The following is a 15,331-nucleotide window of genomic DNA, read 5'->3' as shown; positions in this document are numbered from 1 at the left end:
ACGGGTACCCGGAAACGGCCAGGAGAGAGGACTTGCCATGCGGACCGCACTGCACGGCCTGGCCGAACGCGGCCAGAGCCCGTGGATGGACCAGTTGTCACGAGACCTGCTCCGCGGAGGCGATCTGGCCGGCCTGGTCGAGGCGGGCGTGCTGGGCGTGACGTCGAACCCGACGATCTTCCAGGACGCCATGAGCAGCGGCGACGCCTACGACGCCCAGAAACGCGAGCTCGACGAGGACGACCCGAAGGAGGTCTTCCTCGCTCTCGCCGCCGAGGACATCCGCAACGCCTGCGACCTGCTGGCCGGCAAGGGCACCGCGCCGCAGGACGGCTGGGTGTCGATGGAGGTCGACCCGAACTTCGCCTACGACACGCAGGCGACGCTCGACGAGGCGCGGCGGCTGCACTCGTTGATCGACCGGCCGAACCTGTTCGTGAAGATTCCGGGTACCCCGGAGGGCATGCCGGCCATCGAGGAGTCGATCGCCCGCGGCATCCCGGTCAACGTGACGTTGCTGTTCTCGCTCGACCGGCACCGCGCCGCGGCCGAGGCCTATCTGAGGGGTCTGCGCAGATTCCGCGCCGACGGCGGTGACCTGAGCAAGGTCGCGTCGGTGGCGTCGTACTTCGTGTCCAGAGTGGACACCGAGGCCGACAAGCGCCTGGACGCGATGCGGGGCCACGAGGTGCTCAAGGGGAAGCTCGCGATCGCCAACGCCAAGCTCGCCTACCAGCAGTATCTGGAGATCTTCTCCGGCAAGGAGTGGGACGAGCTGGCCCGTGCGGGCGCGACCCCGCAGTGGTGCCTGTGGGCGTCCACGTCGACCAAGAACCCGGCCTACCGCGACACGCGCTACGTCGAGGAACTGATCGGACCGGAGACGGTGACCACCATGCCGCGCAAGACGATCGAGGCCTTCCTCGACCACGGCCGCATCGCCGACACCCTGACCCGCGACGTCGAGGGCGCCCGCCGCGTCCTCGACAGGTTCGCCGAGATCAGGATCAGCTACCGCGACGTCACCGAGACCCTCGAACGCGAGGGCGTCCGCAAGTTCGCCGACTCCTACCAGCAGCTCCTGGACAGCCTGACCGCCCACCCAGCCCGGAGGTGACCCTTGCCCCACAACGACTTCCGCCACGAACTCGCCCAGCAGCTCCGGGTCGACTCGATCCGCGCGAGTGACGCGGGCGGCTCCGGTCACCCGACGTCGTCGATGTCCGCGGCCGACCTGATGGCGGTGCTGCTCGACGGCTACCTGAGGCTCGACTACGCGAACCCGGACAACCCCGCCAACGACCACCTGGTGTTCTCCAAGGGCCACGCCTCACCGCTGTACTACGCGATCCTCAAGGCGGCGGGCGCCATAACCGACGAGGAACTGCTGAGCTTCCGCACGTTCGGCAGCCGGCTGGAAGGCCACCCCACACCCCGCATCCCACCGACCGACGTGGCCACCGGCTCGCTCGGCCAGGGTCTGCCCGTCGGTGTGGGCCTGGCGCTGGCGGGCAAGAAGCTCGACGCGCTGCCGTACCGCGTGTGGGTGCTCTGCGGCGACTCGGAGATGGCCGAGGGTTCGATCTGGGAGGCGTTCCAGCACGCGGGCTGGGCAGGCCTCGACAACCTCACCGCCATCGTCGACGTCAACCGCCTCGGCCAGACCCGCGAGACTATGCTCGGCTGGGACCTCGACGGCTACGCCGCCCGCGCCGAGGCGTTCGGCTGGAAGGCCATCGCGATCGACGGCCACGACCTGGACGCCATCGACGCCGCACTGGCCCAGGCCACGTCCGTGACGGACCGGCCGACCGTGATCCTCGCCAAGACCCACAAGGGCCGCGGTGTGAAGGCCGTGGAGGATCAGCCGGGCAAGCACGGCAAGCCTTTGGAAGAGCCCGCGGAGGCCGTCGAGGAGCTCGGCGGCGCGCGTTCGCTGGCCGTGACGGTCAAGACGCCCACACCCGGCACGCCGCATCGCTTCGCCACCAACGGCGGCACGTTGCCCCGCTGGGAGATCGGCGAGGAGGTCGCGACCCGCCAGGCGTACGGGCAGACGCTGGCCGAACTGGGCGGGCTGCGCGGGGACGTCGTGGTGCTGGACGGCGAGGTCTCGAACTCGACCATGTCGGAGCTCTTCGCCAAGGCGCATCCCGACCGCTACTTCGAGATGTTCATCGCCGAACAGCAGATGATCGCCGCCGCCGTGGGCATGCAGGCCCGCAACTGGGTGCCGTTCGCGTCGACGTTCGGCGCGTTCTTCACCCGCGCGCACGACTTCATCCGCATGGCCGCGATCTCCCGCGCGGACCTCCGCCTGTGCGGCTCGCACGCCGGGGTGTCGATCGGCGAGGACGGCCCGTCGCAGATGGCGCTGGAGGACATCTCGATGTTCCGCGCCATCCACGGCTCCACGGTGCTGCACCCGTCCGACGCGAACCAGACCGCGGCTCTGGTCTCGGAAATGGCTTCGCTGCCGGGGATCTCGTACCTGCGGACGTTGCGCGGGAAGACGCCGGTGCGGACGTCGCCGGACGAGAACATCCGCGTCGGCGGCAGCAGGGTGCTGCGCAACAGCGATCACGACGACCTGACGATCGTGGCGTGCGGGATCACCGTGGGGGAGGCCGAGAAGGCGGCCGACGTGCTGGAGGCCGACGGCATCCGGGCACGGGTGATCGACTGCTACTCGATCAAGCCGATCGACGGGAACACGCTGGTGCAGGCCGCGTCGCAGACACGTGCCGTGCTCACCGTCGAGGACCACTGGCCCGAGGGCGGGCTCGGTGACGCCGTGCTGGACGCGCTGGCCGCGTGCGAGGCTCGGCCGCCGGTGCGCAAGCTCGCGGTGAGCTCGATGCCGGTGTCCGGGAAACCGGGGGAGCTGCTGCACGCGGCGCACATCGACGCCGAGGCCGTGGTGGAGGCGGCTCGGCAACTCGTGAAGGCGTAGTTCAGACCGGTTCCGGCGGCTGCGGGTCCGGGTCCGGGGCCGGTGTGGGCGGCTGCGGGTCCGGGTCGGGTCCCGGTGTGCGGGGCAATGGTCCTGGGTCCGGTTCCGGGGTCGGCGGCACCGGGCCTCGGCCCGGCGTCGGCGGCAGCGGATCCGGGTCTGGTCCCTGCGGCCGGGGCTGGTCCGGCCCAGGGGTGGGCGGCAGCGGTTCCGGCGGCGGCACTGGCTGGCTCATGCCTACCGGATACCCACGGCGAACCCCGCCCTCACCAGCCCGGATTCCGCACCGCCTCGAATTCCGGGATTTCCGCACTGTCCAGGATGACCTCGCGCGAAGACTGGTACCTCGGCTCGTCCCGCGGCCTGAACTTCCTGGGCGCGCTGGAACTCCTGGAGTTGCTCGACCAGCTGGCGTCCCGACCGCGCTGGCCGGGAAGGGACGTGCCGCTGCCGATCATCCACCTGCGCCGGCCGCCGGGCACGGACAGCCCGCTCGAGGCACTGGCCAACCGGCCGGCCACCGCGCGCGGACGCCGGGTCGCGCTCGCGTTGGTGGACGGCAGGAAAACTACCTCGACGTCTTCCGCAAGAACTGCAAGACCCTCAACGACGGCCGCTCCGCCGCGGCCTACGACGCGATGCAGGTGCTGGCAGAAGGCGTGCGGCAGGTGCGCCGGACCGACCCCGGCGCCCGCGTGCGGGAGGGACTGCTCGCCGGCATCGGCAGCATCCGGCCGGACAACGCGATCCAGGGCGCCACCGGGACGATCGGGTTCGGTGCCAGCACACGAATCCCGTCGGACAAGGCCGTGCTGGTGTTGCAGGGCAACACGGACACGACCTCGACACCGCGGTTGTTGTGCGGGGAACTGCCGTTCAAGGGTGATCTGGCCTCAACACTGGTGCAGGACAGCGGTTGCCCGCGTGATCCGCACTAGCGCTCGGACCCGAGCACCGGCTTCACGTCGAGGACGGGCGTGCCGTCGATCGCCTCCAGATCGGCGACCCGCACCTTCACCCCGTCCACGCCGAGGATCCGGACCCGGTGCAGCCCGATCGGGTTCGGCCGGTCCGGCGACCGCGTGGAGAACACGCCGGTTTCCGGCCGGTCCGCGTCGCCGCGCGGATGGACGGCCAGCACCGACCGGTCCGCGCGGTCGAGCCACGTCAGCACCAGGACGTCCTGCCCGGCGGCGAGTTCGCGCATCGCTCGCGCGTACTCCGGGGCGAAGACGAGCCACGACTCCGGTGCGCCCTCGTCGCCCTGCTTCGGGGCGGACGAGCGGTCGAGCAGGGGTGATTCGACGTGGCCGATCGGCAGCAGCTTCATCAGGTCCCGCAGAAGGTCTGGTAGGTGGCACTGAAGTCCTGCGGCGCAGGTGCGGCGAAGTATTCCAGGCCGGGCCGTTCGCCGTACGGCGCGGTCACCGCGTCCAGCAGTCGTTCCAGCGGACCCAGGTCACCGGCGGACCCCGCCGCCAGCGCCTCCTCCACGAGGTGGTTGCGCGGGACGTAGACGGGGTTGACCTTGTCCATCGCGTCGGCGTCGGGTCCGAGCGCACGCCACCGCTCGATCCAGCCGTCGATCGCGGCGAGGTCGAGGAACAGCGACCGCGCGGGCTCCGCGTCACCCCGTGCGGCCGCGGACAGCCGGTGGAAGAACAACGTGAAGTCGACGTGGTTCGCGTGCATCAGCGCGAGCAGGTCCTTCACCAGTTCGACGTCACCGGCAACGCCGAGCTTGGCCTGCAGGCCGCCCATCCAGGCGCGTTCGAAGTGCCCCTCGAACGTGCCGAGTGCTTCCACCGCCACGGAGACCGCCTGGTCCTCGTCGGAGGCGAAGAGCGGCAACAGGGCTTCGGCGAGCCGGGCGAGGTTCCACTCGGCGACGATCGGCTGGTTGCCGAACGCGTAGCGGCCGCGGTGGTCGATGGAGCTGTAGACCGTTGCCGGGTCGTAGGCCTCCATGAACGCGCAGGGGCCGTAGTCGATGGTCTCGCCCGAGATCGTCATGTTGTCGGTGTTCATCACGCCGTGGATGAAGCCGACGAGCATCCACTGCGCCACGAGCGCTGCCTGCGCGGCGACGACCTGCTCGAACAGCTCCACGTGGCTGCTGCCGGGGTAGTGGCGGGCGATGGCGTGGTCGGCGAGGCGGCGCAGCAGGTCGTGGTCACCGGTGTTGCGGGCGTACTGAAAGCTGCCGACCCGCAGGTGCGACGAAGCCACCCGCGCCAGCACAGCTCCCGGCAGCGGGGTCTCGCGGTGCACGACGGCGCCGGTGGCCACGACGGCCAGTGAGCGGGTCGTCGGGATACCGAGCGCGTTCATCGCCTCGCTCACGACGTACTCGCGCAGCATCGGCCCCACCGCGGCCAGCCCGTCGCCGCCGCGGGCGAACGGTGTGCGGCCGGAGCCCTTCAGGTGCAGGTCGCGCAGGCGGCCGTCGGCGTGCGTCAGTTCGCCGAGAAGCAGCGCGCGGCCGTCGCCGAGCCTGGGGGAGTAGCCGCCGAACTGGTGGCCGGCGTAGGCCTGGGCCACGCCCGGCGCCTCGTTGCCGACGAGGAACGGCAGGCCGTCGGAGCGCAACCAGGCGGGATCGAGGCCGAGTTCCTTCGCCAGCGGCTCGTTGAGGACGAGGAGGACCGGTTCCTCGACCGGCGCCGCCTCCCAGGCGACCGCCATCTCCGGCACGGCACGTGCGAAGTCGCTGCTCAGGCTGATGCTCACGGCCTCAACGGTACCTGGCTGCGCCAAACCCGTGCGTGAGTCCGAAGTGGACGTCGGCATCACCCGATCAGGTCAGGACCGCCGTCGCTAGGCTCGGGCCATGCGCTCTTCCGCCATTGCGCTGGTGTTCCTGCTCGTCGGCTGCGGTTCCGCCGGGACGGCGTCCTTGCCCACCATCACCCCGGACGCCACCTCGTCGTCGTCCTCGCCGCTGCCGGAGCTGCAACCCCGGCTCGACGCGATCGGCGTCCTGCTGACCGCCTGCATCCCGAGGCTGCGCGGTGAGCCTGTCGACAACGTGGACAACTGCGCCCACCTCATGCCGGACGTGAAAGGCGTGATCGACGAGGTCGAGAAGCAGACGGCCAAGCTGCCGCCCAACGGCCGTGCCGCCGTCGAGCAGGTCCGCAAGGCCCTCACCGACATCAAGCCGTGCGAGCCGTGGTTCGCGGCAGGCGGGTCGAGTGCCGACGGGCAGCTCAACGCCCGCTGCGGCAAGGCGTGGGACGAACTCTTCAAGGGCTTCACCACGTTGCGCAATGCTGCTTAGCGACGCAAGGCAGATCGGCCGCGTCGCGCTGCCGTTGTACCTGTCGATGGTCGCGGTGTCGCTCAGCGCACTGGTCACCACCGCGGCGCTCGGCCGGTTCGACACCGGGGCGCTGGCCGGTTTCGCGGTGACCACGGCCGTCTACTTCCCCGCGATGGCAGCGGTTTCCGGTGCCGTGCGCGGGGTGATGCCGTTCGTGGCGGCGAAGGCGGACGATCCGCCGGGGCTGCTGCGGGTGGTGCGGGACGGCACGGGGCTCGCCGTGGTCGTCGGCGTGCCCGCCGCGCTCGCGGTCGCCTGCGCCCCGCTGATCGCGCGGGCCGGCGGTGTGCCGGAGGCCACGGTCCAGCGGCTCGGACCGCTCCCGCTGCTGATGGCGGCCGGGGTCTTGTTGAACGCCTTCGGTTCCACGGCCACGTCTTGTCTGGTCGGCCTCGGACTGAGCAAGGTCGTGATGCGGGCGGGTCTGGCCGGGGCCGCGTGCACGGCGGTCCTCTCACCGCTGCTGGTGTGGAAACTGGGCCTCACCGGCGCGGGCATCGCCCTGTGCACCGCGATCCTCGCCAGCTGCCTCATCACGGTTTCCGGGCTGCGCAAGCGACTGCACGGCCGGCTGGAGCTGAACGTCCACTTCGGACAGATCGTGGAACTCGCGAAGGTCGGCATCCCGATGGCCGGAACCGTGCTGGTCAAGTTCGGAGTGCTCGGCGTGCTGACCGTGGCCGCCGCCCGCGTGAGCGCGACGGCGGTCGCGGCGCACAACATCGCGACGGGACTGGTCAGCCTGACGTTCACCGCGGCCCTGGCGATCGGGCAGGCGGTGGTGCCGCTGGTCAGCACGCGGACCGAAGGCGTGCGGCGCGCGGTGGGCGCGGGCCTGGCGATCACCATCGCCACGCTGTCGGCCATCTCCGCGATCATCGCGCTGGGCGGCGTCCACCGGCTGTTCACCGACCCCGAGGTGCTGGCCGCGGTCGGCCACCTGCTGGCGTTGATCGTGCTGGTCGTCCTCGCGGACGGCGTGCAGGCCGTGCTGGGGTTCGGCCTCGCGGGGTTGAAGCGCACGACACCGAGCTTCGTCATTTTCGCGATCTGTTACGGCGTGCTGGCCCTCGTCGCGGTCCCGGCAGCCGATCACGGGCTGACCGGGCTGTGGGTGGCGCTGGCCGCCGCGAACCTGGCCGTGGCGGTGGGGCAGGGCATCGCGTTCCGGAAAGCGAGCAACCTCTGATCAGGCGAACTTGGCGGTGAGCTCGTGCGAGATCTCGTAGTGCCGCACCAGGAACGCGCGCTCGTCGAGCTTCTTGCGCCGCAACCAGCCCGTCACCTCGGCGTTGCACTTGCTGGCGTTGCACGACCCGCACGCGGGCACGACGTTGCCGAGCGTGTAGCGCCCGCCGCGCGAGATCGCCTGCACGCAGTCCTTCTGCAACGACGCCGCGGGCGCACCGCAGTAGGCGCACCCGCCCCAGGACGCCTTGAGCGCGTCCCACTGCGCGTCGGTGAGGTCGTGCGCCACCCGCGCCATCCGCTTCTTGCGCTTGCGGGCCGCGCGAACCTGTCTGCTACCGCCGGTCGGCACGATGCGTGACACTACGCGTAGCGATGGTCAACAGGTCGGAGGCGGGTCCTCGGGGTGTCCTGCCCGACGGCCACACCGCCCGCAACGCTCGATGCAGATCGACATCGCTCACCTCGACCCGCACCAGCGTGCGCGTCTTCAGATCGGCCTCCACAGCGTGAATGCTCAGCACGGCGGGCCCGATCCCGCCGATCGCCGCCGCCTTGATCGCCGTGGTCGACGACATCTCCAGCAACGGCCCGGCGAACTCCGTGATCCCGGCACCCCGCAGCGCGTGCTCCCACGCCTGCCGCGTGCCCGACCCGGACTCCCGGCTCACCAACGGCGTCCCAGCGGCCTTCGCGGCCGTGACCCGGCGCCGCCGGGCCCACGGATGCCCCGGCGCGACCACCAGCACCAGCTCGTCCTTGGCCACCACCCGGCTGGCCAGCCCCTGCGGCATGCCGGTGCTCTCGATGAACCCCAGATCGGCCCGCTCGGCCAGCACCTGCTCCGCGACGTGCACGGAGTTGCCCGCCGTCAACACCGTCGCGGTGTCCGGACTGACCGCCCGCAGCGCGATCAGCCACGCCGGCAGCAGGTACTCGGCCACCGTGAGACTGGCGGCAACCCTGAGCTGACCGTGCCGATCCGCCCGCAGACTGGTGATCCCGGCATCGAGATCCACCGCCCGAGCCAGCACCGGCGCCGCCCACCCGGCCACGAGCTGCCCGGCCGTGGTGAGCCGGGCCCCACGCGACGTGCGTTCGAGCAACGCCACCCCGACACGTGCCTCCAGGGTGCGGAGCCGTTCACTCGCCGACGGCTGCGACATCCCGTGCGCCTTGGCGGCCCGCCCGATGCTGCCCAGCTCGGCCACGCTCAACAACAGGTCGAAGCTGGCCAGATCACTGACCCTGGACGGCAGAGGCATAGGCACAGCCTATGCGTTCATCGGCGATTGCCACCTACCGGCGTGCCGGGCGCACGAGCATCGTTGTCTCGTGACCGCTCTCGCACCTCACCCACACCGTGCCCCCGAGGTGCGACGAGCGGCGCCCTTCGGCCCGAACCTCTTCGCCTCGGTGATGGGCACCGGCATCGTCGCCACGGCAGGCGCCTCCATGCCGGGCCTGCGCACCCCGGCCACCTTCGTCTGGGCCCTCGACGCGGCACTGCTGGTGTGCCTGGTCATCGCAGCCCTGCGCCGCTGGACCTGGACAACGGTGCGCGACCAACTGGCCGACCCGGTGATGGCCCAGTTCTGGGGCGCCCCACCGATGGCACTGATGACCGTCGGCACCGGCACGTTGTTGCTGGGCTCAGACTGGATCGGCCTGCCGGCGGCCCTCGCCATCGACTGGACACTGTGGACACTCGGCACCGCACTGGGCCTGACCACCTCGGTCCTGGTGCCGCTGCGCATGATCGGCAGCGGCGAACGCCCGTTCGGCGGCTGGCTGATGCCCGTGGTCCCACCCATGGTCTCCGCCGCCTCAGGCGCCCTCCTGGCCCAGCACCTCCCAGAAGGCCAGTTCCGCCAGGCTATGGTGCTCGGCTGCTACGCCCTGTTCGGGGTGAGCCTGTTCGCCACGATGATGATCGTCCCGCAAATCTGGCAACGCCTCGTCCAACACGGCCTGGGCACCGCCTCCACCGTCCCCGCCCTCTGGATCGTCCTGGGCCCGCTGGGCCAGTCGATCACTGCGGCCAACCTCCTGGCAGGCGTCCACGTCCTCCCGGGCCAAACCGCCTTCGGCGTCCTCTACGGCACGATCACCTGGGGTTTCGCCCTGCTCTGGGTGGCCCTGGCCTCCACCGTGACCCTCCGGACGGCTCGCCGCGGCCTCCCGTTCGCGCTGACGTGGTGGAGCTTCGTCTTCCCTCTGGGCACCCTCGTGACCGGCACCAGCGCTCTCGCTGCCCGCATCCCGTCCGCCATGTTCTCCTTGGTGGCCGTCGTGCTCTACGCCACTTTGGTGCTCGCCTGGATCACGGTGGCCGTTCGCACAACTCTGATGACCGCGAAATCTGCCTAACCCCCCGCTTGGGGATGTTTACCGGGACGGGTCTTTTCATCGCCGCTTCGCGACGATTGCGATTGGCGCTTGACTTCGGGGCCCTTGCGAGGCGCTGGTCGGCCTGTAAAAGCCGGGCAGGTAAAGCGCCCGGCCGATCCGGTCACGGTAGCACCTCGCACCCAAAGTCAAGCACCAATCGCCTGCGTACGTGGTTGCGTTGTGCGGTCGGGTTCCGGAAATTACCGCTTGAACGGCGCGGCATAGAGCTGTCCGGCTCGGCTTCGGCTTCGCGGTTTCGGGGTGTGCCTGGGCTTCACCATTGGCCATGCCCGGTCTTTACGGTTCGTATTGCTGGAGCAGGATCGCTGCCTTGCCCAGTGTGCCGGGTTGTGGGCATGGTTGTGCCACGGCCGTGGTGGTGCTGCACGGCCGTGGCGGTCGACGTGGGTGGTGGGGTCCGCTCGTGTCCCTCGTGGTCGGGGTTAGGCGGCGGTGTGGAGCTGGTTGCGTCTGGGTCTGCGTTCGGGGTCGAGCCAGGCGGGCGGGTAGAAGACCGGCATGCCGTGTTCGATGGTGACGTCCCAGCCGCTGCGGTGGATGAGGGTGTGGTGGTGGCGGCATAGCAGGACGCCGTTGTTGAGGGAGGTGTCGCCGCCGTCGGCCCAGTGCTGGATGTGGTGGGCGTCGCAGTGTTTCGGGGGGCGGGTGCAGCCGGGGAAGGCGCAGCCGTGGTCGCGGGCGACCAGGGCGCGGCGGATGGCGGAGGTGAACAGCCGGGACCGGCGGCCGACGTTGAGCGGCTGGGAGCGGCTGCCCAGCACGATCGGGAGGATGCCGGCGCTGCAGGCGAGCTGGCGGATCTGGTCGGCGGGGAGGTGCACGCCGTTGTCCAGCGTCGCCGCCCCGGCCTGCTCGGCCAGGTGGTCGTAGTCCACGGTCACCGTCAGCGCGACGGCTTCGCCGCCGTGTTCGGGCAGCACGTCCGCGCGCAGCACCAGGTCGAGGAGTTCGGCCAGGGCGTCGCCCTGCCGCTCGTCCAGCGTGCGCGGGTCGGGGCCTTCGGCGGTGGTCGGGCGGGGTTTGGCCAGCGGGCCCAGTGCCGCCATCAGCGTGGCGCCGGTGACCGGGTCCATCGTCCCGGCGTACTTCACCACCCCGTCCTTGGTCTGGCGCAGCGTCAGCCGGTTACGGGAGCAGGCGGGTTCGGGCTGGGGGTCTGTGGGTTCGGGGTCGTTCTGGAACAACCCGTAGATCAGCTTGTTGCCCAGGGCGCGGACCAGGGTGGGCTCGAACTGGCGGGCGTAGTCGACCAGCTGCGTCTCACGGTCGGCGGGCAGGGTCTGCATCGCCTCGGCGACCACCGCGACGTGCTCGATCGACAGGGCGCCCTCGGCGGCGGCCGTGGCGGTGATCGGGAGCCGGGCGGTGATCTCGCTGCCGGTCGGGGTGATCTCACCGCTCAGCTTCGCGGCCTGCTCGACCCACCGTGTGGCGGTGTTCTTGTCCCAGCGGACCGCGTCCCGCAGCACGAGCGGAAGGTTTTTGTAGCCTAGTTCGGTGGCGGCGCCGCGCCGGTTCAATTCGGCGATTTTCTGCATGATCGCATAATCGCGGGCCCGGGATTCCGTTACCTCGTCGACGATGCCGCGCAGCAGCTCGCCGGTGGAGAGGAGGGGAAGGCTGGGGTCGCTCACGTGTTCTAATTTACCGCAAGATCACGTGAATATCGGGGCCGAAAATGAACACCATCGAGTGAATCGCCAGACCCGCGGCACCGATTCAGAACCGGGAAGCGGTAATTTCCGGAACCCGACCGCCTCACGCGACCACGCACGCTCGCGATTGGTGCTTGACTTTGGGTGCGAGGTGCTACCGTGTTCGGATCGGCCGGGCTCTTTATGCCCGGCTTTTAAAGGCCGACCAGCTCCTCGCAAGGGCCCCGAAGTCAAGCGCCAGCGCCAATCGCAATCGTCGCGAAGCGGCGATGCCGAAACCAGCGCTCGTCAAAAGCCCACGCAACCACGCTGGAACGGCGACCCGCGCTAGCCCCGAGCAGGGTTTCACCGACACCCCGCAGGGGTATCCACCGCGCGCACAACGGGTTCGTTCGGCCAACGGAGGCACTGCTGGCATGGACCGCGACATGACCGCCGACTTCGACGCGGAGATCGACGTCACCTTCGACTTCGACGACGAGACGGCACGCCGGACACGGCGTTATGTGAGCGATGTGGTCACGGCATTCGGACTACGCGGTGACAGCTCGTTCGTAGAGACAGAACCACGCGCCAGCGCGTACGTGGCACTCGACGGACGGCTGCCGGACTTCCCGGACCACGACGTGGCGTTGCTGTGGAACGAGCTCAGCGGCTGGTCGGCGGCGGTCGAGGACCGCGGTGGCGAGCTGGTGGTGGTCGCACGGATGGCAGGCGATCCGCGGCCTGAGCCCACCGCGGTTGTGCACTGGGCGCAGAGCCTGTTCTGCCGGGAGCGTACGGAAGGCCAGGCGAACCGCGATTTCGCCGCCTTCGTTCCGTCGCCAAGGGCCAGCGACTCGTGACGTTCACGCAGGCCGGTCCAGGGTGACTGGTCGGCATGAGCGCTGAACGGCAGCAGGAGTACGGCGAGCGAGCCGCGCGCACCGTTTCGGGCCGAGCGATCAGGGGTACTCTGGTCTGATACGTGGCAGGAGCGTTGTGAACCGCTCTATCGCGACCAGTTCACTGGTTGGCTGCTTTCGCACATGGATGTTAGACAGGCGTTGCCCGGCTACGTGACAGGGACACCGCGGAGTTCTTGACCCCGCGGTGCCTGACACACGCGGCAGGGAAGAGCACCGACATGGCCATGCACGCGCATACCCCTTTACCAATTTGGGTTCAGACGATCTATGTCGACGCCCAGGTGCCCGTCACCTCCGTTCGCGGTGAGATCGACCTCAGCACCGACCAGGTGGTCCAGGACGAGGTCACCGCTCAGCTCGCCGCCAAACCACGTCTGCTCGTCCTCGACCTGAGCCAGGTCGCGTTCATGGGATCGGCTGGCATCCATTTGGTGCTGCGCAACCACGCCCACGCCCGCTCGGTGGGATCCATGCTCGCCGTCGTCGCCGAGGGGTACTCGCGCCACGTTCTGACGTTGAGCGGCATCGATGGCGTTTTGCGCCTCTACCGGGACGTGCGGACGGCCATTGAGGAGATGTGCTGAGTCACGGGTAGTGCGGAGCTCGCACGGCCAAGGGCGAGGTCGCGCGGCACCCGGTGAAGCGGCCGGCCAGGCCAGGTACGTCGTGAGAGATGTGCGGGAACGTGTTGCGGCGGAAGCGGAAGAGCAGGCGGTGCGGGTGCCGAGGCAACCCGGCCGCATCAGCTGGGCGCGGCGTCAAGCAGCCGACGCCGTTCCTGGTGACCTACAGGCCGCCCTCGTCGTCGGGCTCGGACTCGTCGGGTCCCCGGTGCGGTCCGCCGGGATTCTCGTCGGCGTAGGTCGGCCGCGTGTGCTCGGAGCCGATGTCGGCGTCCTCGAGTTCGCTCTCGGCCGTGTCGCGATCGGGCTCCGGCGTCGTCATCGCCACTCCTCCTGCCAGTCGTGGTGGGTGTCGTAGGCGGCGGCCAGCAGTCGCAGCAGCGCCTCGTCGTGGGTCTGCTCGACCTCGGCCCGCAGCAAGGGGAACTTCTCCGGGAACGGCACCGGCACGCGTTCCTCCGCCGCCTGGATCGGGCCGGGCAGTAACAGCAGCCCCGACCCGTCGTCCGAGCGGATGATCCGCAGCCTGCCTCTGCCCTCGGCCTCGTCGAGCAGCGGCAGCTTCTCCTGCGCCAGCCGCTCCTCGTCCTCCGCCAGTCGTACGAGGACGAATCGCCGCAGTTCGTCGGTGTCCATGCCGGAGGGGTATCCGCTGTGCCGCTGGGTACGCCTCTGGCAGCTGTACTCGGGAGAGGAGCGCTTCGCCTTCACGGCGGCCCGCCTGATCGCCACCCGTGTGCTGATCAGTCCGGCGGCTCACTCGCCTCGTCGTCGGTTTCCTGCTGCGGCACCTCGGGTTCCGGGGTCTCGAGATCGTCGAGGCTGGGCGTGCCGGGGGAGTGAGGTGCTTCGGGGTTCAATGGATCGGTCATGCCGCCCGGTTACCCGGACGGCATGACCTCAAAGCAACTCTGCCTCTGGTTCGCCCCGCCGGTGCACGACCGGATCTGCAGCCTCGCGCCATCGCCCGCGTTGTTTCCGATCATGTCCAGGCATTGCCGTGACAAGGCCGCCGACCTCGATGAGGCCACCGACCCACGGCTGACGACCGTCCGGCAACCGTTGCAGGAAAATGGGAAGGATCGCCGTCACCCGGCTGATGCGGGTACTCGACGGCCATCAGCCAGAGGCGTTGCACATGGAGCTGGCGACGACGCTGGTGGTGAGGGAGCCACTGGTCACGCCTGACAGGCGGGGCCCCACCAGGGCTCCCGCGCGGCGACGGTCGACAGCACCGGGCGTTCGGCGCACAGGCGCCGGTTGGCCGCGAGGATGTCGGCCCTGAGCTCCTGCAGGAACAGGGCTCCCGGCATCAGCGCCACGATTTCCCGTTGGCAGTGCAGGCAGTGCCTGCTGTGCTGCCGGAACTCCGCTGTCTCCTCGGGGGAGAGCATCTCGAGCAGGTAGCTGCCGGCTGAGACAACGTGCGGACAGATGTCGTCGGACATGGCTCTCCTCCTGCGGGGCGGCGAAGGGGTGGACGAGCGGCGGCGTGTGGGGCAGGCCGCCGCCCGTCCTGGAATGGGCGACCCGGTGAGGGAGTGGGAGAGCAATCGGGTCGCCGGACGTGTGCTGGTGTGCGTCAGCGCTCCGGCTTGGTGGGCTTGCCGGGGGCGGTGTGGTCGGGCTTGCCCGGCTTCTCGCCCAGCTGGTCGGCGCAGAAGGCGGGCACCTTGTCGGCACCGCCCGCGGCCGTGATCAGCGCGCTGAACGCCGGGTTCTCGTGCGCCTTGCCGTGTTCCGATCCGGCGCCGGCGGTGTAGGCCTGGCACAGCCCCTTCAGCGAGGGCGAGGGAGAAGCGCTGTTGTCCGGCTTCTTGTCCGGGCTGTTCGGCTTGTCCTTCGTCGTCACGGACGTCGTGGCGACGACGTTCGTGTCGGCGGCCGGCGAAGGTTCTTCGTGCCGTTGGCCTGGCAGCGTTCCCGTCGCGGCAGCCAGCGCGATGCCGCCCGCGGCGGCTGCCGTGACGGCGGCGATCTTCACAGTCAGCACGTTCGCCAAGGCGATCTTGAGCATCCGGGGTCTCCGTCGCTGAGGGGCGGTGGCGAGACGAGCGGCGCGGAACGCCGCCAGGGCGGCCTGCTCACCGGTCAGCTCGCGATCGCGGGCCGGGGCGGACGCCGCCGCGAGCACTTCGCTCAGGCGGTCGTGCCCGGTGGCCCGCGTCCGGCCGGGCGCGTCGCAAAGCAGTCGCTCCGCGGTGCGCCGGCTGATGCGGCGGAATCGGTGGTTGCTCATCTCATGTCCTTCAGCGTCAGGGCCTCGTTTT

At 70.0% G+C, this 15,331-nt stretch carries 19 protein-coding genes; 8 read left to right on the top strand and 11 right to left on the bottom strand.

Going from position 1 to position 15,331, the window contains the following annotated elements:
• Window positions 1–37: 37 nt before the first annotated feature.
• Together tal and JOD27_RS12770 are read left to right on the top strand one after the other, a co-directional pair.
• Complete coding sequence (gene tal, locus JOD27_RS12775) at window positions 38–1,117, top strand: transaldolase (RefSeq protein WP_204762399.1); 1,080 nt, start codon at window positions 38–40, stop codon at window positions 1,115–1,117.
• A gap of 3 nt (window positions 1,118–1,120) precedes the next feature.
• Window positions 1,121–2,953, top strand: coding sequence for a transketolase (locus tag JOD27_RS12770; protein WP_204762398.1), 1,833 nt, complete (start codon window positions 1,121–1,123; stop codon window positions 2,951–2,953).
• A 1-nt stretch (window position 2,954) separates the two neighbouring features.
• Here JOD27_RS12770 and JOD27_RS12765 read toward each other — a convergent pair whose 3' ends face one another.
• The gene (locus JOD27_RS12765; RefSeq protein WP_204762397.1) at window positions 2,955–3,188 is read right to left on the bottom strand and encodes a hypothetical protein; all 234 of its coding nucleotides are present in this window, start codon (window positions 3,186–3,188) and stop codon (window positions 2,955–2,957) included.
• Window positions 3,189–3,591: 403 nt separating this feature from the next.
• On the opposite strand from JOD27_RS12765, the gene JOD27_RS12760 reads away from it, so the two are divergent.
• Window positions 3,592–3,891 (top strand): hypothetical protein, encoded by a 300-nt coding sequence (locus JOD27_RS12760; protein WP_204762396.1) that lies wholly within the window; start codon window positions 3,592–3,594, stop codon window positions 3,889–3,891.
• On the opposite strand, the gene tsaA is transcribed toward JOD27_RS12760, so the two are convergent.
• Both tsaA and JOD27_RS12750 read right to left on the bottom strand, forming a co-directional pair.
• Window positions 3,888–4,283, bottom strand: a complete 396-nt coding sequence (gene tsaA / locus JOD27_RS12755; RefSeq protein ID WP_204762395.1) for a tRNA (N6-threonylcarbamoyladenosine(37)-N6)-methyltransferase TrmO — start codon at window positions 4,281–4,283, stop codon at window positions 3,888–3,890. The genes JOD27_RS12760 and tsaA overlap by 4 nt on opposite strands.
• Window positions 4,283–5,683 carry a protein adenylyltransferase SelO gene (locus tag JOD27_RS12750; protein ID WP_307830101.1) on the bottom strand — a complete coding sequence of 467 codons (1,401 nt, stop codon included), beginning with the start codon at window positions 5,681–5,683 and terminating at the stop codon, window positions 4,283–4,285. The genes tsaA and JOD27_RS12750 overlap by 1 nt, the downstream gene beginning before the upstream one ends.
• 100 nt (window positions 5,684–5,783) lie before the next feature.
• On the opposite strand from JOD27_RS12750, the gene JOD27_RS12745 reads away from it, so the two are divergent.
• Both JOD27_RS12745 and JOD27_RS12740 read left to right on the top strand, forming a co-directional pair.
• Window positions 5,784–6,233 carry a hypothetical protein gene (locus JOD27_RS12745; protein ID WP_204762393.1) on the top strand — a complete coding sequence of 150 codons (450 nt, stop codon included), beginning with the start codon at window positions 5,784–5,786 and terminating at the stop codon, window positions 6,231–6,233.
• Window positions 6,223–7,464: an MATE family efflux transporter gene (locus JOD27_RS12740; protein WP_204762392.1), complete on the top strand. Its 1,242-nt coding sequence runs from the start codon at window positions 6,223–6,225 to the stop codon at window positions 7,462–7,464. Before JOD27_RS12745 ends, JOD27_RS12740 begins: the two co-directional genes overlap by 11 nt.
• On the opposite strand, the gene JOD27_RS12735 is transcribed toward JOD27_RS12740, so the two are convergent.
• Both JOD27_RS12735 and JOD27_RS12730 read right to left on the bottom strand, forming a co-directional pair.
• Entirely contained in the window at window positions 7,465–7,815 is a 351-nt protein-coding gene (locus tag JOD27_RS12735; RefSeq protein ID WP_204762391.1) for an HNH endonuclease, read from the bottom strand.
• Window positions 7,799–8,728, bottom strand: coding sequence for a LysR family transcriptional regulator (locus JOD27_RS12730; RefSeq protein ID WP_204762390.1), 930 nt, complete (start codon window positions 8,726–8,728; stop codon window positions 7,799–7,801). The genes JOD27_RS12735 and JOD27_RS12730 overlap by 17 nt, the downstream gene beginning before the upstream one ends.
• Before the next feature lie 109 nt (window positions 8,729–8,837).
• On the opposite strand from JOD27_RS12730, the gene JOD27_RS12725 reads away from it, so the two are divergent.
• Entirely contained in the window at window positions 8,838–9,833 is a 996-nt protein-coding gene (locus JOD27_RS12725; protein WP_307830100.1) for a TDT family transporter, read from the top strand.
• Between the two features lie 464 nt (window positions 9,834–10,297).
• Here the strand turns inward: JOD27_RS12725 and JOD27_RS12720 are convergent, their stop codons facing one another.
• Window positions 10,298–11,509 carry an HNH endonuclease signature motif containing protein gene (locus JOD27_RS12720; protein WP_204762388.1) on the bottom strand — a complete coding sequence of 404 codons (1,212 nt, stop codon included), beginning with the start codon at window positions 11,507–11,509 and terminating at the stop codon, window positions 10,298–10,300.
• A gap of 437 nt (window positions 11,510–11,946) precedes the next feature.
• Between JOD27_RS12720 and JOD27_RS12715 the strand changes: the two genes are divergently transcribed.
• Together JOD27_RS12715 and JOD27_RS12710 are read left to right on the top strand one after the other, a co-directional pair.
• Window positions 11,947–12,375 carry a DUF6292 family protein gene (locus tag JOD27_RS12715; protein ID WP_204762387.1) on the top strand — a complete coding sequence of 143 codons (429 nt, stop codon included), beginning with the start codon at window positions 11,947–11,949 and terminating at the stop codon, window positions 12,373–12,375.
• Window positions 12,376–12,656: 281 nt separating this feature from the next.
• Window positions 12,657–13,022, top strand: a complete 366-nt coding sequence (locus tag JOD27_RS12710; protein WP_204762386.1) for an STAS domain-containing protein — start codon at window positions 12,657–12,659, stop codon at window positions 13,020–13,022.
• Between the two features lie 202 nt (window positions 13,023–13,224).
• Here JOD27_RS12710 and JOD27_RS12705 read toward each other — a convergent pair whose 3' ends face one another.
• The 5 genes from JOD27_RS12705 to JOD27_RS12690 all read right to left on the bottom strand — a co-directional run bounded on the left by JOD27_RS12705 (window position 13,225) and on the right by JOD27_RS12690 (window position 15,300).
• Window positions 13,225–13,383 carry a hypothetical protein gene (locus JOD27_RS12705; RefSeq protein WP_204762385.1) on the bottom strand — a complete coding sequence of 53 codons (159 nt, stop codon included), beginning with the start codon at window positions 13,381–13,383 and terminating at the stop codon, window positions 13,225–13,227.
• Window positions 13,380–13,697, bottom strand: coding sequence for a hypothetical protein (locus JOD27_RS12700; RefSeq protein WP_204762384.1), 318 nt, complete (start codon window positions 13,695–13,697; stop codon window positions 13,380–13,382). The genes JOD27_RS12705 and JOD27_RS12700 overlap by 4 nt, the downstream gene beginning before the upstream one ends.
• A gap of 107 nt (window positions 13,698–13,804) precedes the next feature.
• The gene (locus tag JOD27_RS45955; RefSeq protein WP_275591647.1) at window positions 13,805–13,933 is read right to left on the bottom strand and encodes a hypothetical protein; all 129 of its coding nucleotides are present in this window, start codon (window positions 13,931–13,933) and stop codon (window positions 13,805–13,807) included.
• Window positions 13,934–14,239: 306 nt separating this feature from the next.
• Window positions 14,240–14,509, bottom strand: coding sequence for a hypothetical protein (locus JOD27_RS12695; RefSeq protein ID WP_204762383.1), 270 nt, complete (start codon window positions 14,507–14,509; stop codon window positions 14,240–14,242).
• A gap of 134 nt (window positions 14,510–14,643) precedes the next feature.
• Window positions 14,644–15,300, bottom strand: a complete 657-nt coding sequence (locus JOD27_RS12690; protein WP_204762382.1) for a hypothetical protein — start codon at window positions 15,298–15,300, stop codon at window positions 14,644–14,646.
• Between the last annotated feature and the right edge of the window lie 31 nt (window positions 15,301–15,331).

It is taken from the genome of Lentzea nigeriaca (assembly GCF_016907955.1).
GTDB classification, from domain to species: Bacteria; Actinomycetota; Actinomycetes; order Mycobacteriales; family Pseudonocardiaceae; genus Lentzea; species Lentzea nigeriaca.
The sequence above is the reverse complement of the archived record's forward strand: the minus strand, read 5'-3'. Positions and strand labels throughout refer to the sequence as shown.